This is a genomic window from Deinococcus marmoris DSM 12784, from assembly GCF_000701405.1.
GTDB lineage: Bacteria > Deinococcota > Deinococci > Deinococcales > Deinococcaceae > Deinococcus > Deinococcus marmoris.
On the sequence record NZ_JNIV01000006.1, the window covers coordinates 35,024 to 57,585 of the forward strand.

Genomic DNA, 22,562 nt, shown 5'->3' on the forward strand with positions numbered 1-22,562 from the left:
GCCGACCCGCCGTGATGTCCTGTCCTCAGTTGCTCGTGCCTCAATGCTGTAGAGCACGTCTACAACCCGGTCTAGCTTCCGGTGCGCGGCCCGCAGGTCGTTTACCGCTCAGTTGACCTGGCTCAGGACCTGCTTGTGCGCCGCCTGGTCTCTGAGGGCCTGGACGTACGCCTGGGCGTCTGTGGAAAGACCTATCTCCATGATGTTGGCCGGGCCCCTCCACGCCCCCACCGGCAGCTCGCGGTAGATCAGCACGCTGAGCAGGCCCAGCAGCTCGAAGAAGATCACCGTTCCGCGCAGGAAGCCGCCCTTGATCAGCGCCGCGGCCGCCACCATGCAGGCGAGGAAGGCTAGGGCGGTCTGCCAGCGCGGGGGCTTCAGGCTGGGGGGCGTGGAGCTGTCGGTCATGGTCCTCACGCCGTGGGCCTGCAAGAAGGTGAGGGCTCCCAGCACGCCGCCGCCGAGCAGCAGGGCCACCATCAGCAGCAGCCCCTCGGACTCCGCGGGCGTGCCGGTCACCGCGAGGTAGACCACCACCAGGAAGACCGCCAGGACGCCGAGTGCGGCCAGAGCGGTGCACAGCACCCCGGGCCACGGGAGCAGCGTCCAGTTGGTGCTGCGCTTCCACTCGGGATGTGCGGCGTTCATGGCCTGGACCTCGCGCGCGCATCTGGCCCGGAAGGCCGTGAGCACCTGCACTTCGGCTTCGGTGCGCACGCTCTGGTCACGCCCGAGCACCAGCCCCACCTGCACGTTTTCGGGCAGCTCGGCGAAGGTCACGTCCGGGGGCAGCTCATGCAGCTCTTCGAGCGTGAGGGGATCGAGGCCCAGGAGGGTGTGCAGCTCGCGCACGCAGGTTTCGAGCAGCCCCAGGGTGCTGCGCACCTCGAAGTCGCCCGGCGGGTTGCCTTCGGGATGGGCCGATCTGTTGCGCATCCGGCGGATCTGGTGGAACTGGGTGCGCAGGCGCTCGGGCATGCTCACGGCGTCGATCAGTTCCTTGACCTTCACGTCGGGAGCCTGCAGCCCGGGCACCAGAGAAGAGAGCAGCATCGCCAGCTCGTCGAAGCGGTCGATGAGTTCCAGGCGCGGTTCTTTAGGCATGCTTCCCAATCTAGAGGCTAACAAGAACCTCATGCAAAAAGCGGGCTGAGATTGTGACACAGCAGAATGCAGGTGGCCAAGAAGTGAAGGCCCACCAGAGTTGACGGCAACCGTCCGAAATCCCGTCCCAGACGGCGAAACCGTGAGAGCCACGCAAGTGACCGCTCACCACCCAGCGTCTGGGCAACAGAATGAATCCTTTCATTGCCTCGGGCCGCTTGATTACCACCAGTTCCACGCCCGCTTCTGAGGCATCCAGCGCGGTCTGGGCCCCGGTATAGCCCTAGTCAGCGTAGGCTACGTCAATGTTCATCCCTGTGGCGGCCTGGACCTCCAGGCACAGGTCAAAGACCTGTGCTCGATCCTGTTCGTTGGCGGGCGTGGTGAGTACCGCGAGCACATGACCGAGCGTATCCACTGCCAGGTGGTCGTCCCCTTGCGTTTCTTGGTGCCGTCAAAGCCTGCCCGGTGGGCGCGTCGTTCCTGGCGTGCTCCAGATGGGAGAGCACACGCAGATCGTATGTAGCGTTCAGGAAGCACCCGGCTTCGAACCAACGGTGCGCCTGTTGGCGCACCATCTCCGCAGGCGGAAAGCCGTTCGGGAGGTAGGCCCACTGCGCACCCGTACGGGCCACCCACAGCAGCGCATTCAACACGTTCCGAATCGGGTATTTCCGCTGTCTGGCATCTTGAGCGCTGAACAAGAGATACGGGAGCAGGAATAGGTACGTGTCGTCATCCACATCGCCAGGGTAGCCTTACCGATTCACCCCGGCATTCTGCCCATTCCAGAGTCGTGACCACGAACTTCAAACCTGTTCTTGGCATCCTCTAGACGCTGTCCTAAGGGAGGAATGGTCGGGGGTAGAGCAGAATCTGCTCCCCTGTAGGGCACGAGCTGTGAGCCGTCACTGGTACTTGACACTCAGGCCGCCAGACAAGCGCCTTGGACCACACAATATGCCTCAGAACTATCGGCTAATCACCTCAGAACTATCGGGGATATGCCTCACAACAGTCGGGTAATGCCTCAGAACCATCGGTTTTTTGCCTCATATGTATCGGAACTATCAGCCTAAGGCCATACCGACAAGACCAAGAATGCGACTTTTTACCGACTGTTGTGAGGTATTCTTTCGACTGTTCTGAGGCATACTGCCGACTGTTCTGAGGTAAAAAACCGATGGTTCTGAGGTGAACTACCGATGGTTCTGAGGAATACTCCGCGCCTTTTTGCGCTCCCGTCGATGCATACAGCCTGCATAGAGCCTCCTTGATTGTTGCAATCAATATCTTTTACTTCACTTGATATGATCAATCAAGCCCATGACGACGCGCATCAACGAGCTGGACCTCACCAGGGCAGGTGTGATCAGTGTCACGAAAACTCCTCCGGGGGGCGACACGTCATGGCAAGTGGACTACGAGATTGCCGGCACGCTCTACCGGGTGGTCGGCAATGCGTTCCATGGACGTCCCTACGGCACAGATGCCGATGTTCTTCTGGCCCTGCAGACGATTTTTTTCCGTGCCGGTTGCCCCGAGGGGAACCGAATTCTGGTGATGCCCTCCGAGCTTCTTGCCTTCAGTGGCTTGCCAGACAATGGTCAGGCGTATGTCCGGCTCCGCGAAGCCCTGCTGCGCCTCTCAGGCGTGCAGTGGAGCCTCGTGCGCAGTGCGTGGAAGCCGGAGACGAGGCGGCATCAGGGAGAGACGACGGTCACAGGCTTGATTTCTGATCTACGCCTTGTCGATCAGGGCAGTGGCGGACATCGGCCGTTTCACCATCGCGAGCTAAATGAACGGCTTCCAGTGGAAATCGTCTTCACCTCAACTTTCGCTGCCTCGATTCGAGCGGGGCTCTTCCAAATGCTTGACGGTGAGCTGCTGGGCCGGCTGGGACAGCCGACGGCCCGTAGCTTATACCGCGTCCTGCAGGCACACCGCGTGCAGCTGGACGGCGCTCTGGCCAATGTCTTGACCCTGCCGTTACGAGACTGGTTCGTGGCCTGTGGTCTGGAGCAAGAGCGGACAGATAACGCCAAGCGCACTTTGGATCTGGCACATGAGCGTCTGCTCTCTGAAACCTATCTGACGAGCGCGCAGTTCAGCGGGCGTGGGCGGAGCGGGCTGGTGACCTATCATTTTCAAGCACCTCCAGAACCGGAACTGGTGGATGTGCTGATGGCCCGTGGCGTGACCCGGCCAGTTGCTGAGGCGCTGGCGGCGGACCACCCGGAGCGAATTCACCCGGTGTTGCGGCAAATTGATGGACGGCTGACCACCGGGTGGCAGCCACGGTCTCTGGCCGCGTCTTTGGTGGACGCCGTAAGAGATCCGGAAAAATGGGGCGTGGGTCTAAGCGCGACTGCGAAGTCTTCGTCACGTGTCCCGAAGAACTTGAAGAAAAGGAAAGCGAGCGCCAGTGGTGGAGAGGAAGCTCCGGTACCCGCCCTGAGAGAGACGGTGCTGGTATTACTGCGCTTGCGGCTGGGCCGGGCCCCCTCCCCTGCTGCGCTGGCCGCCCTGCAAGCGCTGGACGACACTCAACTGCCCGCCATTCGCGCCGCGCTGGAGCGCCCGCCGGGTGAGGTCCTGCCCTTGGTCAGCGCGCTGTTGAGTACCGAGCTGTAGTGGGCAATCAACCTTTGCGCCGGTCCCGGCACACCTCCTGAAGCCCGTTGAATGGTCGCCAACTCATCTCTGGATCCATGCTCGAAAATGTCTCAGACAAGACCCAGATTAAAAACCCAACCGTGGCGTTTGGCACAGCTGTCAGTCAGTCGGCATGTTGCGTCCAGACTCGGGACGAGGGCGACTGAGTGCATTGTTCGCCTTGATGAAGAGTACTCATAATTTACATACATACATATAGAAAGCTCTACGTCAATCCTGCAATTGTTCTCTTCCCGTCAAAAAGCTGTTTACTTGGGCCTGGATCGCGTGATCTTTCAACAGCAACATTAGTGCCTCCAATACACGTCCCTCGGTGGCAGGATGCCCGGCCCGCTTGAGGGCCCGAACGTAGTCCTCAAGTTCGTGCTTCGCAGTGAGGCGCACTCGGTTTCCCAAAGGGGCCTGCGCTTCGTTCCGATTCATTGGCTCGTAGAGATACGGCCTGGCCGACTCCTGTGCCGGGATCCTTGCCGTCGTCGCAGGCAGAGCTGGATCAATGCTTTCTTGCACGGACTCCATCAACTGCCCGTTTCCAGTCGTTTCGGATGTCGCCGTCCCTGGCGTGTTCGGAGGTGTGTGCCCCTCCGTCTGAAGATTGTCCAGAAAGTCAAAGCGCCGTTCTTTCCGGGTCATCAGCACACCTCCAGAGCCAAGCCCAAGACATCTGCCCACGCTACGGCGGCGCGCTCGTCTGTCACGTCACGTACCAGCTTGCCCGCCTCATGGGCTCGCTGGTACGCAATGTACTGGCGGATAGAGGTCTGCGCGACTTGGAGGCCGCGCTGGCGCAGTTCCTCCCGAACTTGCTCCGCCGCTCGCCCCACGGGCGGCACCCGGGTAAGAACCACCCGCACAGCCTCCATCGCCCCCCCTTGGTCGCCTAGCGCCTGCCACAGCGCGACAGTGGTCTCTAACTCAACGCCGCTGACGCCAGAGGGAATCAGGACAGCGCCTGCCTGCCGCGACAGGTCCACCATGTCCTTGAGTGCTGGCCTTCCCTCGGTATCTAGGACCAGGTACCGCGTTCCGGCTGCGGGACGTTCACCTTCCCGCAGGACTTGCACCACGCCGACACGGCTGGCCCAGCGCCGCGCTGTCCCCACGACGGCATCCGCATCCATCAGGGCTGTCTGACCCCGGAGCGCGAGCGCGCCAGAAAGATTGACGGCCAGCGTGCTCTTGCCCACGCCGCCTTTGCTGCTGGTAATCGCGATGATCATTGGACTTTCTTGGACAGTAGTCACGTCTGTATATCTACCACAATAGATGCCAATCCCTCCATCTATACGTACATATAGATGTATATCATGAGAGGTGGAGAACTGAGAGGATACTCCAGATTCCATCTCTGCTGTTTGTCGGGAGCTGATCGGGTTACTGCTCCAGTTCTGGAGCATCGGCTGACACTGTCGGCGCCCTGAGCAAGGCTGTCTCTTTCTCGAAAGCAGGGCCGTCAGTGACGGGTTTAACAAATCCATCCTGTTCTACACATGGAGTTAACTGTTATTAACTATGGGGTATGGGAATGCAACTGGATGTCTATCGTGGGGAGATTTTTGACCGGGCCAGAGCCTGGGCAGACCTTAACCCAGAAGAGAGGAGACGCCGGGGAGTCGAAGCCTGCCGGGATCGGGACGCTGAAGCGCTGTGGAGTTTGACCGAGGCTTACCTGACTCTGCACGGAGCCAGCGGGACCGGAACCAGCCCCCGAACCCTCAGAACGTATCGCTGGGCAGTGAATAGATTTTTGGACTACGCCGGGCATCAGGCCGTCAACCTCCTCCGGGCCACATCTGCCGATGGAGTACGGTTCGTGCGTGCGACCGAGGCTGAAGGGCTGAGCGCCTCAAGTACACGGGTGCAGCTCGCCGGAGTCCGGCTGCTGTATTCGGCACTGCGCTGGGCTGAGGTGACCCAGGCTGCCCCTTTTTCAGACGTCAAGCCAGTGCGGGACAAAACTGCCGCCTGGGAAAAGAGACAACCCTATACCCATGAAGAAGTTCAGACGTTGATGGGCGCAGCAGACGCCCGCACGCGGGCCCTGCTGCTGCTCTGTGCCCATGGCGGCCTGCGGATCAGCGAGGCGCTCGCCCTTCGCTGGGACGATGTCGATCTGGCAGCCCGTGAATTGACGGTCCGGCAGGGCAAGGGGGGCAAGACCCGCCGGGTGGTGCTGGGCGAAAGCCTGGTGGCAGCGTTGAAGGTGCTGCTTGAGGACGACCTGGTCATCGGGGGCAGCTATGCCGCCGCAGTCGAGCGGTTGAGGCGCTTGTGTGTCCGCACTGGCGTTGCCTACCGGGGACACCATGCCCTGAGACACTACGCCGGGACGCGGCTGACACGTGAAGGAGCCAGTCTGGACGATGTGGCCCGGCACCTGGGTCACTCTGCGCTGGAGACAGCACGCATCTACGCCAAGTGGAGCGATGAGGGCCTCAGGCAACGGATGGCGGGCTGGTGAGTGTCGTGGCCCTCTATCCTCAGAAACGGGTCGAGATCAAGCAGTACTGGACTTCCAGAGGCTCGCAGTGCGCGGTCACCTGAGGCTTTTGAGTCCCTCAGGGCGGGAGAGGACGCGCAAATTCGGCACACCTGGACCGGAAAAGATCACATGGTCCTGTGGCCGCGTGGTCTCTGCGCAGTCGTAGCGCGCTTCCGTCTTGCGCATGATCGGCCACACCACCGCCGCGGCGCGGCCTGCGATGTCCCGCAGCGGCACCCGGAATTCCTTCGCGGCGGGCACCAGCCCTGGACTCTGCGCGTGGTTGGCCAGGTCACTCCGTATCCCAGCAGCCCTGCTCGCGCCAGTCGTCCGTGGGGGGCAACTGGCCCCGCTACACTCGGCACCATGCGCCGTCTGCCCCTCCGAATGTTGTCCATGCTCGCCCTGCTGGGCGCGGGTCAGGCCAGTGCCCTGTACTGCGTGCCTCCCATCACACCTGACCCCCTCAACCTCAACGACGTGGCCAGCGTCATGCTGAACAGCACCCAGGCCTTCGGCATGACCACCACCAAGCACAACACCTACCAGGGTGGTCTGCTCCGAAGCGTGAACAGTAAGAGCGTTACAGTCTTGCCGTCCCTTTCCAGTACCACTAAAACGGAGCAATTCACCTCCACCACGGCAGAGACATGGCAATACACCCCTGCTGGCCGACTCACCCAGATCGACATGGTCTTTGACAACACGTACCGTCCAGCCCACATTCAGGAAAAATACGAGTACGACGCCCAGGGCCGGCTGGTGCGGGTGCTGTATAAAGGCGCCCCCCGCAGCGCCTGGGTCACCCTGGCCACCTGCAGCTTCTCGCCCGGTGGCGTGACCGAACACGAGACCAACGTCCAGGGCTTCAAGCCCAGAACCACCGTCTATGCGCTGGACGTTACGGGCCAAGTCACGCGCTCCACCCGGACGATGGAGGGCCACGAGCAGGACACCGACGTCACCACCATCACCCGCGGCAAGAACGGCTCGGTCACGCGCACCGAGAATCGCTTCATTAACCGCTCGACCCCGCTGAACGTCACGTCAACGACCTACAACAGCGCCGGACTGCCCGTGCAGAGGGTCGAGGAGACCTACAACGATGCCGGCAGGCTCGAAGACGCGCTCACCACCACCTTCGAGTACGTTCTGGACGCACGCGGCAACTGGACCCAGCAGCTGGAGTACATCTCAGCGGGCGGTCCCCGTCAACTCAAGTCCACCGAGACCCGCACCATCACCTACGCAGCGCCCTGAACGCAGCGCCCTGAACCGGGCGCCCCTTTAAGCCGGCGGGCGTACCGGCGCCGGCGCGATTTCATACGCCGTCGACCGCCCCGCCGTGCCGTCCACCACGCGCAACAGCCCACGCGCGACCAGGTCCGCCAGGTCGCGCGTGGCGGTCGGACGAGAGCAGCGCACCAGCTCGGCAGGGCAAGGGGGGCAAGACCCGCCGGGTGGTGCTGGGCGAAGCCTGGTGACAGCATTGAAGGCGCTGATTGAGAATGACCTGATCATCGGAGGCAGCTATCCCGCCGCAGTCGAGCGGTTGCGGCGCTTGTGTGTCCGCACTGGCGTTGCCTACCGGGGACATCATGCGCTGGGACGCGGCTGACCCGCGAGGGCGCGTCCCAGGATGACGTTGCCCGGCACCTGGGCCACTCCGCGCTGGAGACGGCCCGCATCTACGCCAAGTGGAGCGATGAGGGCCTCAGGCAACGGATGGCGGGCTGGTGAGTGTCGTAAGCCTCTATGGTCAGAAACAGTTCGAGACCAAGCAGTACCGGCATTCCCAAGGCTCGGGGCAACGGCCTCCCAACCACCCATACGGTCGTCTCACCTGACTGCCTTCTCAACAATCCATCACGTGTTGTACACGATTAAGACTCTTTTACAACCGGAGAGAGCGCCCGAATCAGGACACTGATCAAGAACAGGAAAGAGAAGTCTCTCTCCATCTGTGCTAATCTGGGGACCAAAAGAAGACGTCTGAAAGACCATCTTCAGACGCAGGAGAGAGCTATGACCACTTTACTTGAACGGCCCACTGGCAAGGCCTCGTCTGCACGCGTCAGCAGTGATCACCTGATCCCCGAGACGCGCAACCCTGCCACTGGCCTGCTGGATGCCGTGAAACTGGCAGGGCACCTGGGCATGAGCACGTCCGAGATCGCCCAGGCCCTGAAGCGGGACGTGTCCGGCCTGCGCCGAACGCCCAGCAGCGCCAGCCTGCAGCCGCAGCTGACCACACTCGAGGCACTGGCCCGGACCATTACGCATCAACTGGGCACGCCTGAACTGATGCGCATGTGGCTGCGCGCCGCCAACCCTGAGCTGGGCGATGAGGTCCCCATGACCTTCGTTCTCGAAGGACACGCTGCGGACCTGCATGCCCTGACCAGGCTCGGCAGCGAGGGCGTGTTCAATTGATCCCACAAGCGTCTCTCAAAGACCTCGTTCTCAGCGCGCCGATCAGGCGCGCTGAACTGTTGTGGTGTCACCGCAGCGTTTCCCTGGACGCGCTGCTGCGCTACGGCGGCAACGCCCTGGACCCCGGCGGCTCCCTGGTCACCGGTGGGCGCTATAACCCGCGCGAGGGCCAAGGAGGCGCCTACGCCGCGCTGTATCTCGCCGACCACGCCGCGACGGCCCACAGCGAGATCGGTGGCCTGCTGCGCAACCTTGACGGCACGCTCGGCCGGGATTTACCCACCCCGCCGCGTGTGGACATCGACGTCGAAATCGACCAGCCGATGGTGCTTGACCTCACCGACGCCGCAACACTGACCCACCTGAGGATTACCCGCAGCAACCTGGACGCCAACTGGAAAATCCAAGCCGCACGCGGCCAGCTGGCCCTGACTCAGAATCTGGGCGCCGCCGCGCACCAGGCAGGAATCGTCCACGCTGTGCGCTTCTACAGCACCAAACTCGAAGGCGGCATCAATCACGCGCTGCTGCCCGCCGGCCAGCACCTGGCCCGGGTCTGGCAACCAGACGGTGAAATCGACCGGCTGCGCGCCCTGATTCAGAGCGTCTGAGAAGGAGTCTCTGGCGCGCCTTGAGCGTCAGCGCCGATCAGATCAGGCATCGGCAGGGTCCACTGGCGCCGCTCCTCTTCATACGCCCGCCGGGATCCAGGCCTTATGACAGTGCGCCTGAAGTTCGACCTGCGTGGCGAGCAGACCTCGTGCACGCTGCTGGCCATCGACCTGCGCGAGGCCGGCAACGAAAAGGTTATCTTCCTGGAACTCTCCGGTGACCGGGGCGGCTCCCAGGTGATCGAACGCGATCCGATGGTCAGCCTGGCCATGAGTGAATCTGTCCAAATCACCCCGAACGAAATGTACAGCTCTGTCCCCTTCAGGACTTCAGCCCGCACGGCCTTTTTGAGTGCACCAGGCCGCGTATCAGCCGGCTGTGTCAAGCACAGATGGAGTCATCTCTCCGGCCATGTGCGTGGCCTATCCAGCAGGGCAGCCGTGAACAGGTGGGGGCATCGATAAATCTCGTAATGCTGAAGGTGGTGCAGCCGCCCTTCAGGGCAGGCGAGGCACGTCCACCTCAGACACCTTCCCCTGCGCGTCAAAGGTCACTGTGGCCGGGAACGGAATGTTGCGGTACTCCCACTTGGACAGGCGCAGCACCGCGCTGAGGTCCCCAAAGGTGCTGCTGGGGAACCCCGACAGCCAGGCGTACTGCCAGCGCGTCAGTCCCCGCGCCGGAATCGGCGCGCTGATCCCTGGCCCGCGGCCATCCCCCACACCCGGCACCCCCGCCCCCGGCGCGGTGCGGCTGAGCACCCGCGTCACTGCCCAGGTGTCCAGCAGGTATATCGCCACACTTTGCCCGCACACGCCGGGCCGCGTGGCCTGCTCGATCTGCGCCATGAAGTCCTCCGGGGCCGACGAGGGCACCCCGGTTGATTGCGGCGGTTCGTTGCCCCCGGACGAGGAGAACGAGACTGTTCCAGCTGATTCGAAGGGGGCGGGGTCCAGCAGGAACACCAGCGGCGTCAGGGCCAGGGCGTCCGCGCCCCATCCCACCTCACCAGAGCCCACCCCTCCCTGCACGTTCAGCAGCATCGGCTTGCCCAGCCGGGCCACCTGCCGGACCCGCACGCCCTGGGTGAGGGGCACCTCCATGCCCACCTGTTCCCGCGCCGAGGGAAAGCAGTCAGCGTGGAGTCCGCCGTAGCCCCAGACGGGCTGGCCCTCATACTTCCGCTTCAGCGCGGCCAGCTCAGGATCGTCGATCAGCGGGGCCAGATCGGGGAAGCCGCCTTTTGGATCACCGTCCCGCTGCACCTCGCCCAGGCCGTCCATCATGAAGGTGGCGGCGCCGGCATCCAGACGCTTCAGGGTCAGGACCCGGCCGGCCAGCTCCGGCACGCTCAGCACCCGGCCGGCCTGCCGGTAGACGGCGTCGAGATCGACCCGCAAGAAAGCCTGGCCCAGGCGCACGGCGGGCACCGTCAGTCCTGGGTGAACGGCCATGGGCTGGTTCAGGACCTCCACCACGGCGGGGGCCGTGGCATTGAGGGTCAGGGCCACGGGAGCCTGCCAGCCCTGGCCCAGTGGCGTGGGCCGGCCCGGCGTCAGGACCGCCCGGACTGGAGGGAGCGGCTTCGCGGACCACAGGACCCGCGCACCCACGGTGCGCGGCGGCGACGGGGCGTCTGGCATGGGTGTGGGGGAGCGGGGGCGGAGGACTAGAGGGAAGGCGGCGGTTTGGCCCAGATCGAGGTAGCCCTCGGACCAGGGCAAGGCAGTGGGAGCGGCCAGGGCCAGGCCGAGGGTGAAGGGCAAGCACCAGGGGGCACGCATGGCCCAGACTAGCGTTCAGGCCAGCGAGAACGTCTGGCATTGTCGCAGGCGCGCTGAAGCGGGGCGTTGCTCCAGAGGCCGCGTTATGACGCGAAGCACGCGCTTCACAGCTTGACACCTAACTCTATATATGTAGAATGACTTATGGCCCGCCCTCCAAATTCCAGTCCGCACACCCGCGCCGTCCTGACAACGCTGGCCCGCACCCACCCACGTCCCAGCTACGGCTATGACCTGAGCAAGGCCACCGAGCTGAAAAGTGGCACCCTCTACCCTATTCTCCAGCGTCTGCATGCCCAGGGTTATCTGGACGCGCAGTGGGAGGATTCCCCGCATCCTGGCAAGCCGCCGCGCCACATCTACACGCTGACACCAGAGGGGCTTGAATTGGCGCGGGAGAAGACGCAGGACACGAAAATTCGTTCGCTCAAGGGGGCGCTGTTATGACACCCGAAGATTGGCACAACGGCATGGAGAACGAGGCGGCAAGTGTGGACGACGCAACCTGGGCGGGAGAAGCGCGGCGCACGGCTTGGTTTCAGCGCGGTCCCCGGGTGCTGCTGGTCCTCGGTGCGGCACTCTTGCTGTACATCCTGATCAACAGCGTGCTGGTGATGGCGCTCAATGCATTCAGCATCGGCTATGGCCCTCAGGGGTTGCGTCCCATGCTTCTGGGTTCGCCTTTACCGATAAGTCTGCTGGTGCTACTGATTCCGTGTCTTGCAGCCGTCTTTCTCGTTCGTCTGGGTGTTCGTCCGGCGCTGATCTGGATGGTTCCGGCCCTTGGCATGGTGCTGGAGCCGCTGATCGCCAGACTGGTGACCATGACTTTGCCCATGAATCTTCCTGATGCGGTCGCTGGCCAGCAGATGGACCTGCTGCCATGGGGCAGGATCGATCTGCGGCAGTTTCTGCTGGTCCTGGTGTGGAAGGCGCTGGCCGTTGGCCTGGGCCTCTGGCTCGGCCAGCGTTCGCTTCGCAAGAACGTCAAAGCGGGTCAGGTCGGACTGAAGCGGTAACCAGCGGAGCCCAGACGGAGCCTCGCCGGCACCAGCATTTTGCTAACCAGATCAGTCTGAACCATGTCCGCCATCTGGCAACTGAGTATGTCCCCGGAGCCCGTGTCTAGCACGGGCTCCAGCCTTTGCATAAAGCAGCATGTCCTGAGGGCTATCCTGCTGAGCATGTCCTCAATTTGAATCGGAGAATGTCCAGCCGCCCCGAGGTGGTCAGCATCGCCTGACAAGCACAGAGGCGTCATCTCTTCGTCCAGGTGCGCGGCACATCCAGCAAGGCAGCCGTGAACAGGTGGGTCTCGTCGACAAATCCCGTGATCCTGAAGGTGATTTCGTTGCCCTCCAGCGTGGCCGAGGGATCGTCGGCCCAGACCGTGAAGCTGCCTCCGGGTCCATCTGAGTCAGCGATCCCAGTACTCAACAGCAGCGGCGCCAGGAACGCCGGGTCAGCGGTGCCCACGGGAATGGTCACGGTAAATCGGTCCCGGTCGTCCGTGAGCACCGGGACCTCGGCCTCCACCCGGTAGATGGGGAGTCCCAGGCGCGCTCCGGATTTGATGGGCCATGCCAGGGTGTCCCGGGGGAGCCGGGTGATGGTGACCCGGACGCCCGCTTGCGGGCCCTCGCGCCACTGCGCTGGGGCCGAGACGCGCACACCGCCGGCGCCGGTGATGGTCGTGCCAGGACGCAGCAGGTGCGTGGACTGGGTGTGCGCTGGCACGCAACCGGTGATCCCAGGACAGACCAGGGCGGCGAGCAACACGAGCCTTTTCATTTGCGCCGTCCGCTCCGTGGCTTCCGAGTGCCAGGCTCGTTGTCGGGCTGGAATGTGACAGCGTAGAAGGCGGTTCGCAGCAGAGTGCTGAGCGTTCGCAGCGGTCCGGCTGGTGGATTTTGTTCCATGCGCTCACGCTGGCGGGTTTTGCGGGCCCGGGCTTCCGGGTCCGTGCCACCGGTGGGCTGGCCGATGACGCCGAGGAACAGGGCGCTCAGGACGGCCCACAGGGATTTGAGTGCATTGATCATGGGTTGTCTCCTCGCAGGCGGGGGAATGTCAGTTCCAGTATGTCAACCGAGTCCGGGACGGGCTCCAGACTTTGCATCAGGCAGCATGTCCGCAGGGATTGGTCTGCCCCGTCAAGCTGCTGTCCTGCGCTGTGCGCGATGGCGCGCACAGCCAGGGGCTGCTGCCCAGAGGTGGTTACCGGAAGGACATCTGGGTGGCGTCGTGGCGGCTGCCGTGCTTCTCGAAGATGCGGCGCATGGGTTGATTCTCGGCCTCAGTGCTGCCGCCGTGCATGACGAAGTGCTCGGCCGCACGGGCCAGCAGGTGCGCATGCAAGCGGGTGCCGTATCCCTGGCCCCGCGCCTCCAGGTGGACGCCGAGCATGTTCAAGTTGGCCCAGCCGGGGCGATTGCTGGGGCCGCAGGCTCCCAGCGCGACAGGCTTTTCAGCCGTGTCGGCCAGGGCCACCAGGGTCCAGCCTTCCGCCCATTCCCAGTCTGAATGGCCCAGGGCGCCCATGAGTGCGGCGATCTCAGGACGCTGGCGAAGCTCGTCGCCGCCTTCCACGGCACCGGGCACGAGGGGGTAGGCACGCGCGCGGAGGTCCGTCTCGTACATCACCTGGACCGGGGCGTCGCTCACCCAGCCCGCCGCGAGGACCGCCTCGGCATCCAGCGGCGCGAGGCTGTCCTGCAAAAGCAACTTGCGCTTCAGCCCAGCGTGCTCACGAATGGCGCGCGCGAGCACGGTGATGCCGCCCGGGCCCACGTCCGGGCGGAAGTGGGGAAAGACCGGCACCTGCGCAGGAGCGGCCAGCGAGGCGATGCCCTCCACGCCCCGTTCGGAACGCAGGATCAGGAACTGCTCGGGCGCAGCCTTGCCTTCGGCGATACGCGCCCGTAGCGCGGTGAGGCGCCGCTCGGCCTCCTCACGGTCAGGGTCCAGGGCGAAGGCATCGGCCAAGGTGTGCAGCGTCAGTGTGTGGATGGAGTAGGTGTTCAAGTGGTGACCTCAGAAGGCGGGTCACTGGCAATCCGTCGGGCTCGGGTCAGCGACGGATTGAGGTGACCGGGAGACGAACGTACGGCACAACGTGGGCAAGCAGACGGGTTCGCATCATGGGGACCTCCGGGGCACAGCAGAATGGGGGGAGCTTACAGGACCGACAGCCGAGCGCCGAACGAATTTGCCGTTGGCTGGACTGAGGGGCTGGCCTTATGACACCCAGGCGTCTCGCAAAGCCTGCAAAGTGGGAACGGTGTACCAGGCCTCAGGGTGGGCGGTGCGCCGCCCGACCAGCACCGCACGCATCCCTGCTGAGGCTGCCCCATGCACGTCATGCGTGAGCGAGTCGCCCACGTACAGGGCCTGGTCCGGCGTGACCCCCAGCAGGTCCAGTGTGTGCAGAAAGATGCGGGGATCCGGCTTGAAGACTCAGACCTCCCCAGACGCGACGATCACATCGAAGTACTCCTCGAGCCCACTGTGGCGTAGACGGTCACGCTGCTCGGTGCCGTCATAGGCGTTGGTCAGCAACGCAAGCTTGAAGCGGGGGCGCAATGCCGTGAGCAGCGACTGAGCTCCTGGCACCGGAGAACACGCCTGGAGCAAGCGGGCGCGATATGCCTCCAGGTACTCGCTGCGCCACGCGACGCCATAGGTGGCCAGCGTCTGGCTCAGCCGCACCTCGTGCATGCGCAGGGGGTCAGCCTCGCCTCGCTCGACCTGAGTGTGGAAAGCCATAATCGCCTCAACAGCCACGTCCACGAACGTCTCCCTGGACTGCGTGACGCCCGCGAGGTGGCGCAAGGCCTCCAAGGCGGTCAGGTCCGCGGCGACGAAATCGGTCAGGGTGCCGTCAAAGTCGAAGCAAATGGCCTTGAGTTGGGGGAGGTCACGGTCAGGCATGGGCACGGGATCCATGGGAGAGCCTCCTGCCTCCTGTCCAGGCTTCACTATCGTCAGGCGGGCTGGCAGGCCAGCTTCCCGGCCACTGCTTTCGCCTCGTCCACCAGAGCCTGCGCCTCCCCCAGAATGGCCTGATGCCGGGTCTCGGCGCTGACCAGCGCTGCCGTGGCAGCCTTGACCGCCGTGCCGAGCGCCGTCTGCGCCTGCGTGACCTGCCCCGGCTGTCCAGCGTGTCCTCACGGCAGCTCAGGTGTCCAGATCCGCTTTCCTGACGGGCGTCAGGAAGCGGACGGCACTTGGCACGATGCTCGCCGTGAAGGGTGTCGTCTCGACGTGCAGCTCACCGTCGTATTGCAAGGGAAAAGGATCGTCAGCCCCGACCGTCACCATCTTGGCCTCCAGGGTCTCCAGGTTACCGCTGAACATGGGATCCCCGAGATTCAGCCTGGCCCGAACGGAGTCGATGATGTTGGGCACGAGGCGCAGAATGTTCCCGGCCTTGATCAGCACCGTGAACTTGCCGTCGCTGGGACTGATGTCCGACGTGATCGGCAGGCGGTAATTGGCCATGCCGAAGTTCGCCACCATCACCCCAATGCCCTCAAAGGAGCGGGGCTCGCCATCAATGACGAGGTGAAAGGTGGTCTTCTTCGGATTGATCTGGCGCATCGCGCTCATGACGTAGGCGAGTTCACCGTATTTCTCCTTGAGGTCTTCGGAATCGCGGATCATCGCCGCATCCGCCCCCGCGCCCGCAAGCATGGCAAAGCCGCTTTTTTCGCCCCTGACCTCAATCTCGCCCAGGTCCACCCGCACGCTCTGGCCGGCCGCCAGAACGGCCGTCAGTTCGGCAGGGTCGTCCGGCAGATCTAGGTTCCTGGCGATCAGGTTGGCGGTGCCCGCCGGGTAGGCGAGGATGGGCACGTCCGTATACCGCGCAGCGTAGGCCAGGCTGCTCACCGTACCGTCACCGCCTGCTCCGACCAGGAGATCGAAGTTCTCCAGATCGGCAACGTATTCACTCATCGGCGTGTCCTTGACCAGTTCACGCTCAGTGACTTCGGCCCCAGCCCCCCGAATCAGGCTGACGAAATCGGGGAGGGTACTCTCTCCCTGGCCACTTTTGGGATTGAAGACCAGCAGCACCCGCTTGCCTGCCAGGGCAGAGAGGGCGTCAGGGGAGGTCGCAGCGCCGGGGGAAGCGGAGGGGTCTGTCATACGTGACCTAATTCATATGCCTGACGAGCAGCTGACCGTGGTGGACGACTTTTCTGCTTCTTTAGGGTTCACGGGTCTCTGCGGGCTGTGGGCCGTCTCGAGTTCCGCCGGAACGTGATTCTCAACCTGCTCCCCACAAAGCCTCTGCACAAAGGTGGTGACGAGATACGCCACCATCCATGCCTGGCGGTCCTGCGGCCTTGACGCGCTTCATCTGGGAACCGGACACCCACGCGTCGGCGGCCCGCGCTCACGATCCAGCGGAATTGAGCGCAGTGAAAGCCCTGCCGCCCGCCGCGCATGACCTCGACCTGGTCCTCGCCAGTGGGCACAGCACCCAGCGGGAACCGGTGAGCGCTGGGCTGAAGCCGGCAGTGTCCCAGCCCTGGTTGGTCAGTTCCGGGCGTAAGCCATGAAGCTCCCTGCACGTCGGGCTCAGGCCGCTCACAAAGCCTCCCGCAGAATGGCTCCAGTGCAAAGCACCACCCCGGCCGAGTGAAGTCGGATGCCTCGCCCCAGCTGAACGCTGGGGCTTTTTTATGGCGTGCTCCCGCTCGTCAATGCCTTGACAGTGATCTTCGCCGTCAACTCGTCACCACGGGGAATGCGAACTGGAGCAATCAGATGGCCACGCTCGTAGGGCTGGACAACTTTTTTTGCCTGTTGCTTGCGGGGCTTGCCGTACGCTGGGACATGTCACGCGCCGTCCCCTATGCCGCCGACACTGCCGGCCGTCTGGTTGACCGGGCGATGGCTGCACATGGTGGCCCTTTCGCCTACCTGGAGTGCCACGAGGGCGGTCTCGCTGCGCCGCGAACACCTGCGGCAAGGCCGGGTCGTCGTCGCGGACTTTTCCCACAAATCCGGCAGCACCTGCACCGGCGAGAGCATCCTGCACCTCTCAGCCAAGATGCGTCTCGCCCACGCCCTGACCCACCGCGAACAGTCCTTCGTGATCCGGCGGGTCTGCCAGCGCTTCGGGTGCGAGGCGACCCACGACGAACCCTGGCAACCGCCGGCCTTCGACCACGCCGCCGAGGAGGTGGCGCTGGGTGACTACCGGCTTGATGTGGCTGCAATGCGGGAGCAAAGCGCTGTCTTCGGCTTTGAGGTCTACCACCGCCACCGGGTGGGGCGGGTCAAGGCAGCGCAACTCAGCGTCCCATGGCTCGAACTACAAGCTGAAGCCACGGCGCGGGACCCCTACGTGCTGTGTCCGGTGGTGGACGAACTTATCGTCGGGGACGACGAAAAAGACTTGCGATGTGGACTCCGAACCACTCGGGCAGAACTGCCAGAGAAGCTGGCCTGGCGACTGAGCCAGCCGCACTTGCTGTACCGATACCTGGAAGGCACTCGCGTGCCCCCGAAGTTGGTGAACCTGATCTTTTACGCCCGCAGTGAAGGCGGCAGTGGCCTCGTTCTCTGGTGGTGTCCAGCCTGTGCCGCGCAACGAGAGGCTCAGACTGCCCTGCGCCGGGCCGACATCGAGCGTCAGACCGCTGAGCGTCACAGCGCCCTTCAAGAACACCGCCGAGCCATACAGCAGGCGTTGACTGAACAGCGCGAGGTGTTCGGAGCTGAGCTGATGCACCCGTTCAAGCCCGGGGTGGTCGAGTTCTTTCGGAAGGACGCCGCAGCATTACGGTTCGCCGCCAGTTACCTTGGCCATCCAGCTGATCAGTTATTGGAGCACTTTGAGAAGCATTCTCGTCTGGTGCTGATCGCACGACGCTGCAGGTCCTGCCATTGGCCCATCCTCTGTGTGGACCCTTTAGAACCTGCCGAACGCTTCCAATTCTTCTCCCCCTGGGTCGAGCGCGTCAGCCCCGGCTACCCGATCAGTGAATGCAGGCGCTGTGGGGAGCGCCAGGATCCATTTGGACTTTACGAAGGCAAATACAGGCTGCTGTACGCTCACTCCCTTGCTGTCTGGCTGCGCGCTTTTTTGCCCGCTTCCCAGCATTCTGTCGAATTCAACTGAGCAGGTCCTTGATTCCCGAAGGTGCTGCTCTGTGTCAATTCTACTTGAGCATGTCATCAGCCCCTGCGTCCAGCACGGGCTTTTGAACGCATGGAGCAGCATGGCAGCCGGGGCATATTCCGCTGAGCATGTCATCTTTGCGCTGGATGATCAGCGTGGCGGCAGGAAGGTTATGTGCCCTCTGGGTCCAAGGGTGACATAGACCGCGCCGTCGTCGGGCTTGGCCGGCCGGGTGTGCCGGTGGACCCGCAGTGGCCCGATTTTGTATGACCCTTTCTGGTCCGCCGGACGGCTGACTTGCCAGAGCTGGCCGTCCAGTGAGCGCACTTCCCCCACACCCAGGTCTGCGGTCAGGAAAAGGTTGGCCCGCACCAGTGCGGCCAGTTCCTGTTCAGTCGGGTCATGCCCTTTCCATACCGTCAGCGCCGCAGTGAGGTCACGGTCGCCGGTCACGCCGGGGTAGATCACGACGAAGGGGCCAGTGACCTCGCGGGCCACCACGTGTTTTGCCGCCTTGCAGAAAATGTCCTCGCGCCCCCGGGCGCACAGGCCCACCCATTCGCGGCTGGACGAGGGAGACCGCAGGTCGAGTCCCGCCTGCCAGATGTAGCCGCCGATCAGCAGCGCCGGGACGCCCAGGAAAAGACCGGCGAGGGCGCCCAGCGTGAGGGTTGGAACTGAGGCGCGCATGTGTTCACGCTACCTCAGGGACTGGTGGATGATCACGTCAACAGAAAAACGGCGTGGCGAAGTGCAGCAGCGCGCCAGCGCCGATCAACAAGACGCTCAGCGCACCCCAGAAGCCTCGCCTTTCAGGTCTCCACAGCATCAGCAAGCCAGAGGTGAGGGCCAGCAGGGCGCTCATGGCCGCCCTGCCCTGGAAGGCCTGGATGGTGTCCTGGCAGTTCTGGAGAGGTTGCGCCGAGTGCAGGCTGAACAGCAAGATGGACACCACGCAGGCCACTGCAAATGCGCCCAGGAAGCTCAGAAAGTCAGGTTCTGGCGTGGTGGACATGCCGCTTCTTCAGGGCGTGCAGAGACGAAGGGTTCCGTGGCCGCAGCGGGGACGACCTTTCCTGTCCCCCCACGTTCACGGACCCCCGGTTGTGACGGCGCAAGGACACGTCCCCGCCTTGGCCCACTGCGATCAACGCCACCAGTTCAGCGTGTTCCCATCGCGCACCAGCAGCCCTTTGCCCTCTGGCGTGAACGCCGCCGTGGGTTGCGGCACCGGCTGGCCGCAGCCGAAGAAGCGCGTCAGCCCCGCGGTCAGGGCAGCCGATAGCTTCACCTCCCGCCGGGCCTCCAGATCCGCGAGGCGCAGGCCGTAGAAGGCCCCACCGCAGCCGTCGCCCGAACCCTCCCCCAGCAGCACAAAGCGGCGATCCGGCGCGTAGTCCAGCAGGCGCAGGCCCCGGTACGCCTCTTTGGGGTCGCCCGTCCGCAGGGTCAGCCCAGGATCGGCCTGCCCGGTGCGCGGGTCGAACCGGTAGAGATACAGGTCGAACTGTTCAGTCTGCTCCTTGATGCGCCGCGCCACCCCGCGCACCACCGCACGGCCGTCGGGGCTGGGAAGGAGAAAGGGGCGGTAGTCTGCTCGCCACGCCTCCTGCCACAACGTTCCGCCGCCGGGTCCAGTCACGCTCAGCCGGGACTCGAACTCGCCGCTGGGCAACCGCCGAGACGCCACCCGCAGGCGCAAGGACCCGGCGGGCTGGGTGCTGGCTTCCTGGTTCAGTACCCGTCCGGTCACCGCGTCCCAGGTTCGGCTGCGCCAACTGCTGCCGCCCCCGTCCTCGAAACGTGCGAACAGTGTCCTGGGACCCGCAAAGCTCACCTCCAACTGGTACGCATCCTCGGGCAGCGTCAGCGTGTGCAAGGTCCGCCCGGCACGGTCGAGCACCGCCACACCGCCTGGCCGCGCCGCAGCGATGAACCGTCCGTCTGGGCTGAGGGCCAATCCGCTGACGCCCTCCAGTCCTGGCCCACCTAGCGGCTGACCCTGACGGCCCGGACGCAGGGTCCGCAGTTCGCCCTGCCCGTTCCCGGTGTCCAGCGCCACCAACGCGCTGCCTCCTGGCAGCGGCACCGACGCAGTGACGGCCGCACCCAGGGGGCGCATGAAGGAGCCATCGGACACGCGGCGCACTTCCGGCACGCTGCCGCGGCGCACCGTCATGAACAGCGTGCCGTCCGGCGAGGGCACGGCGTCACGCAGTTCGCCCGCACCGACGGTCCAGCGGGGAAACTGACCGCTGAGGCCCCAGAGGCTGACGCTCTGCCCGCTGGGGCTGGAGGTGCTGGAGGTCGTCCGGGGCGCCGCGGTCAGCACCCGCGCCGCGTCCACCCAGCGCACCTGGGGCTCCTGTTGGGGCTGCACCCCGAAGCTTCCCAGCACCTGTCGCGAGACCACCTTGCCGTCCCGCGTCGCCACGTCCAGGTACAGGGGCGCCGCCGGGTCGTAGGTGCGTTTCGCCACGCTGCGGAGCGCCGCCACCCGCGTGCCGTCGGGCGAGGATTCCACGTCCAGCACTTGCCCGGCAGGCAGGGTGATCTCGCTGCTCGGCCCTTTGTTGCCCTCCAGGCGCAACGTCGCCCGTCCCTTCTGAGGGGCAAGGACCGTCACGCTGTACCCGCCCGCGCACCCGCCCGCGCGCCCCGCCGCACGGGGGCAGAGGTCACCCAGCACGGCCCGGCCGTCGGCCCGCAGGGTGTAGGCGGTCTGGTAGGACTTTGCTTTCACATAGCCCCGCACCCGGATGAACGGTCCTGTGAGCGCCCCACCGTCTGCACGGTAGCCGTCCAGCCGCAGGCGCGGCCCGAAGGCCGCGGTGGCATCTGGCAGGCTGGCAGGGGGGCTGAGCGTGGTGCGGGATACGGGACGCCCGCTGTGCACGTTCCAGCGGTACAGCACCCTCGCGCCGTCCAGGGTGTAGGCCGTGCCGTCTGGCCCCCAGGCCAGTCCGCCTGCGAAGCCGGCGGAGCTGCTCAGCGTGTCGAAGGTGCCCGAGGCGTGGCCGTCGACGCGGGCCGTGCCGTCTGGCGACGGCTGGAGGGCACAGGCGGCGCCAGGCCACAGGGTGCAGGTCAGGGCGGCGAGCAGCAACGCGACACGGTTCAGAGGCATGGCCCCACGCTACTGTCCCCCTTGACCGGGAGATGATGTCTGGGCGAGAAGAGGAGACTGACTTTACCTGGACGCCCTGCATTCACTGGGCGGGCCGTGACTGCGACGTGTCTCTCCCAGCCGTTCGTCAGGGGCGCGGTGGACGCCGGGTCACTGCGTTCGCCATGTCGCCTGTTGCCGCACGCCTCCAACAGCCACGCTTTGCCGACAACCCAGCGTCCCTGCCTGCCTTGCGAGAACGAACGTGGTATGCGCTGGGTGTCGAGCTTATGCGTCGCCTGCGGCCTTGAGGTATTGATAGACCGTTTCCTGGCTGCTGGCGTACGACCTGGACCGGATGAGAGGCTTCTTTCCAGAAGCCCAGCGCCCGCCCACGCCGGGACCTTGAACTCGAATGGGCGCGGCGGGCCACTGTCAACCCAACTCCAGCATGTCCTCAGATTCCCGTGTCTATCACGGGCTCCAGCCTTTGCACCAGGCAGCGTGTTCGTCGATAGTTCGGCCCCACGAAGCTGCTGCCCGGCGCGCCGCGCGCCACCGAGCACCGCGGTCCAAAAAATCCTACTCCAGCGGGATCAACTCAGCAACCAGCCGCTCCCAGCCAGCCGCGCGAATCTCCACCCAGACGGCCTGGGGGATCCACCGAGGTCTGCGGCGCCGCGCGTCAATCAGGATGTCCTCGATCACCTCGGCCAGAGAAAATTTGAGCCCGCCCCGCGCCCCCGCCTCACAGGTGAAAATCGCGTAGGCGTGGGCCTGCCGGCACTCCTCCAGCAGTGCCAGGTCGGAGAGTGACTCAGCGGTGATCTTCTGCGTGCCAGAAAGGACCAGCGGCGCCAGCCTGTCCGGGCAGGTCGGGGCGCTCACGTCCGCAGCTCCGCGGCCACCAGCGCCGCGTGCAGCAGGCTTGAGGTGGTGGCGAGCACCGTGGGACGCCCGTCCACGTCCGCGCTGACGGTCCAGGCCGTCTCCTCGCCGGCCAGCGCCGCCCGCATGTCTGTTGAAGCCAGCGTCAGGTTGTCGTGGTCAAGCCAGGTGGTCATAACGACGCCGCGTGCGTCCGTGGTCAGCGCCCAGGCCAGCTGCTCGTCGGTCAGCCGCTCAGCCAATGCCAGGGCCTCGGGCGGCAGCCTCTCCCCGGCCAGGATCCGCGCGAGGAAGGCACCTCTCGCATGCTCAGGGGCCACTGTCGGCGCCGCTCTCCCGGCGCCC

The 22,562-nt window shown here is 64.6% G+C and carries 24 protein-coding genes and 2 pseudogenes; 10 read left to right on the plus strand and 16 right to left on the minus strand.

All coding sequences use genetic code 11. The features are described from left to right. Positions 1 to 108: 108 nt before the first annotated feature. The gene (locus tag Q319_RS0102015) at positions 109 to 1,104 is read right to left on the minus strand and encodes a hypothetical protein (protein ID WP_029480158.1); all 996 of its coding nucleotides are present in this window, start codon (positions 1,102 to 1,104) and stop codon (positions 109 to 111) included. A 29-nt stretch (positions 1,105 to 1,133) separates the two neighbouring features. Next, positions 1,134 to 1,847: pseudogene (locus Q319_RS24155) on the minus strand (IS5 family transposase). Between the two features lie 583 nt (positions 1,848 to 2,430). On the opposite strand from Q319_RS24155, the gene Q319_RS0102025 reads away from it, so the two are divergent. Further along, positions 2,431 to 3,738, plus strand: a complete 1,308-nt coding sequence (locus Q319_RS0102025) for a replication initiator protein A (RefSeq protein WP_029480160.1) — start codon at positions 2,431 to 2,433, stop codon at positions 3,736 to 3,738. A 252-nt stretch (positions 3,739 to 3,990) separates the two neighbouring features. Here Q319_RS0102025 and Q319_RS0102030 read toward each other — a convergent pair whose 3' ends face one another. After that, a complete protein-coding gene (locus Q319_RS0102030; protein WP_029480162.1) occupies positions 3,991 to 4,413 on the minus strand; it encodes a hypothetical protein in 423 nt (140 codons plus the stop codon). After that, on the minus strand, positions 4,413 to 5,000 hold the full coding sequence (locus tag Q319_RS0102035; protein WP_029480164.1) for a ParA family protein: 588 nt from the start codon (positions 4,998 to 5,000) through the stop codon (positions 4,413 to 4,415). Before Q319_RS0102035 ends, Q319_RS0102030 begins: the two co-directional genes overlap by 1 nt. A 305-nt stretch (positions 5,001 to 5,305) precedes the next feature. Here Q319_RS0102035 and Q319_RS26065 point away from each other — a divergent pair, with 305 nt between their 5' ends. Continuing rightward, on the plus strand, positions 5,306 to 6,241 hold the full coding sequence (locus Q319_RS26065; RefSeq protein ID WP_081845846.1) for a tyrosine-type recombinase/integrase: 936 nt from the start codon (positions 5,306 to 5,308) through the stop codon (positions 6,239 to 6,241). Between the two features lie 75 nt (positions 6,242 to 6,316). Here Q319_RS26065 and Q319_RS24160 read toward each other — a convergent pair whose 3' ends face one another. Continuing rightward, positions 6,317 to 6,523 (minus strand): hypothetical protein, encoded by a 207-nt coding sequence (locus Q319_RS24160; RefSeq protein WP_029480167.1) that lies wholly within the window; start codon positions 6,521 to 6,523, stop codon positions 6,317 to 6,319. Between the two features lie 105 nt (positions 6,524 to 6,628). Between Q319_RS24160 and Q319_RS0102050 the strand changes: the two genes are divergently transcribed. The 5 genes from Q319_RS0102050 to Q319_RS0102065 all read left to right on the plus strand — a co-directional run bounded on the left by Q319_RS0102050 (position 6,629) and on the right by Q319_RS0102065 (position 9,771). Then, the gene (locus Q319_RS0102050; RefSeq protein ID WP_156039130.1) at positions 6,629 to 7,522 is read left to right on the plus strand and encodes a hypothetical protein; all 894 of its coding nucleotides are present in this window, start codon (positions 6,629 to 6,631) and stop codon (positions 7,520 to 7,522) included. A 220-nt stretch (positions 7,523 to 7,742) separates the two neighbouring features. Further along, a complete protein-coding gene (locus Q319_RS27795) occupies positions 7,743 to 7,880 on the plus strand; it encodes a hypothetical protein (protein WP_162178611.1) in 138 nt (45 codons plus the stop codon). Between the two features lie 407 nt (positions 7,881 to 8,287). Further along, positions 8,288 to 8,695, plus strand: a complete 408-nt coding sequence (locus tag Q319_RS0102055; protein ID WP_029480171.1) for a hypothetical protein — start codon at positions 8,288 to 8,290, stop codon at positions 8,693 to 8,695. Beyond that, entirely contained in the window at positions 8,692 to 9,306 is a 615-nt protein-coding gene (locus tag Q319_RS0102060; protein ID WP_081845847.1) for an RES family NAD+ phosphorylase, read from the plus strand. Before Q319_RS0102055 ends, Q319_RS0102060 begins: the two co-directional genes overlap by 4 nt. Positions 9,307 to 9,411: 105 nt before the next feature. Next, positions 9,412 to 9,771: a hypothetical protein gene (locus tag Q319_RS0102065; protein WP_029480175.1), complete on the plus strand. Its 360-nt coding sequence runs from the start codon at positions 9,412 to 9,414 to the stop codon at positions 9,769 to 9,771. 33 nt (positions 9,772 to 9,804) lie between these two features. Here Q319_RS0102065 and Q319_RS0102070 read toward each other — a convergent pair whose 3' ends face one another. Next, complete coding sequence (locus Q319_RS0102070; RefSeq protein ID WP_029480176.1) at positions 9,805 to 11,091, minus strand: hypothetical protein; 1,287 nt, start codon at positions 11,089 to 11,091, stop codon at positions 9,805 to 9,807. A 144-nt stretch (positions 11,092 to 11,235) separates the two neighbouring features. Between Q319_RS0102070 and Q319_RS0102075 the strand changes: the two genes are divergently transcribed. Then, on the plus strand, positions 11,236 to 11,538 hold the full coding sequence (locus Q319_RS0102075) for a PadR family transcriptional regulator (protein ID WP_029480178.1): 303 nt from the start codon (positions 11,236 to 11,238) through the stop codon (positions 11,536 to 11,538). After that, positions 11,535 to 12,110, plus strand: coding sequence for a hypothetical protein (locus Q319_RS0102080; protein WP_029480179.1), 576 nt, complete (start codon positions 11,535 to 11,537; stop codon positions 12,108 to 12,110). The genes Q319_RS0102075 and Q319_RS0102080 overlap by 4 nt, the downstream gene beginning before the upstream one ends. Before the next feature lie 238 nt (positions 12,111 to 12,348). Here Q319_RS0102080 and Q319_RS0102090 read toward each other — a convergent pair whose 3' ends face one another. The 5 genes and pseudogenes from Q319_RS0102090 to Q319_RS0102110 form a co-directional block, all read right to left on the minus strand. Next, on the minus strand, positions 12,349 to 12,870 hold the full coding sequence (locus tag Q319_RS0102090; protein WP_029480182.1) for a hypothetical protein: 522 nt from the start codon (positions 12,868 to 12,870) through the stop codon (positions 12,349 to 12,351). 8 nt (positions 12,871 to 12,878) lie between these two features. After that, the gene (locus Q319_RS0102095) at positions 12,879 to 13,133 is read right to left on the minus strand and encodes a hypothetical protein (RefSeq protein ID WP_029480184.1); all 255 of its coding nucleotides are present in this window, start codon (positions 13,131 to 13,133) and stop codon (positions 12,879 to 12,881) included. A gap of 175 nt (positions 13,134 to 13,308) precedes the next feature. Further along, a complete protein-coding gene (locus Q319_RS0102100) occupies positions 13,309 to 14,115 on the minus strand; it encodes a GNAT family N-acetyltransferase (RefSeq protein WP_029480185.1) in 807 nt (268 codons plus the stop codon). 213 nt (positions 14,116 to 14,328) lie between these two features. Then, positions 14,329 to 15,036, minus strand: a pseudogene (locus Q319_RS25300) (HAD family hydrolase). 231 nt (positions 15,037 to 15,267) lie between these two features. After that, on the minus strand, positions 15,268 to 16,239 hold the full coding sequence (locus tag Q319_RS0102110) for a diacylglycerol/lipid kinase family protein (protein WP_081845849.1): 972 nt from the start codon (positions 16,237 to 16,239) through the stop codon (positions 15,268 to 15,270). 712 nt (positions 16,240 to 16,951) lie between these two features. On the opposite strand from Q319_RS0102110, the gene Q319_RS0102120 reads away from it, so the two are divergent. Further along, on the plus strand, positions 16,952 to 18,223 hold the full coding sequence (locus tag Q319_RS0102120) for a hypothetical protein (protein ID WP_029480191.1): 1,272 nt from the start codon (positions 16,952 to 16,954) through the stop codon (positions 18,221 to 18,223). A 150-nt stretch (positions 18,224 to 18,373) separates the two neighbouring features. Here the strand turns inward: Q319_RS0102120 and Q319_RS0102125 are convergent, their stop codons facing one another. The 5 genes from Q319_RS0102125 to Q319_RS26810 form a co-directional block, all read right to left on the minus strand. Further along, the gene (locus tag Q319_RS0102125; RefSeq protein WP_029480193.1) at positions 18,374 to 18,913 is read right to left on the minus strand and encodes a hypothetical protein; all 540 of its coding nucleotides are present in this window, start codon (positions 18,911 to 18,913) and stop codon (positions 18,374 to 18,376) included. 37 nt (positions 18,914 to 18,950) lie between these two features. Further along, a complete protein-coding gene (locus Q319_RS0102130; RefSeq protein ID WP_029480195.1) occupies positions 18,951 to 19,238 on the minus strand; it encodes a hypothetical protein in 288 nt (95 codons plus the stop codon). Between the two features lie 132 nt (positions 19,239 to 19,370). After that, a complete protein-coding gene (locus Q319_RS0102135; protein ID WP_034413393.1) occupies positions 19,371 to 21,350 on the minus strand; it encodes a WD40 repeat domain-containing protein in 1,980 nt (659 codons plus the stop codon). A 561-nt stretch (positions 21,351 to 21,911) separates the two neighbouring features. Continuing rightward, positions 21,912 to 22,217, minus strand: coding sequence for a hypothetical protein (locus tag Q319_RS0102140; protein ID WP_029480198.1), 306 nt, complete (start codon positions 22,215 to 22,217; stop codon positions 21,912 to 21,914). Next, positions 22,214 to 22,393: a hypothetical protein gene (locus Q319_RS26810; RefSeq protein ID WP_156039131.1), complete on the minus strand. Its 180-nt coding sequence runs from the start codon at positions 22,391 to 22,393 to the stop codon at positions 22,214 to 22,216. Before Q319_RS26810 ends, Q319_RS0102140 begins: the two co-directional genes overlap by 4 nt. Between the last annotated feature and the right edge of the window lie 169 nt (positions 22,394 to 22,562).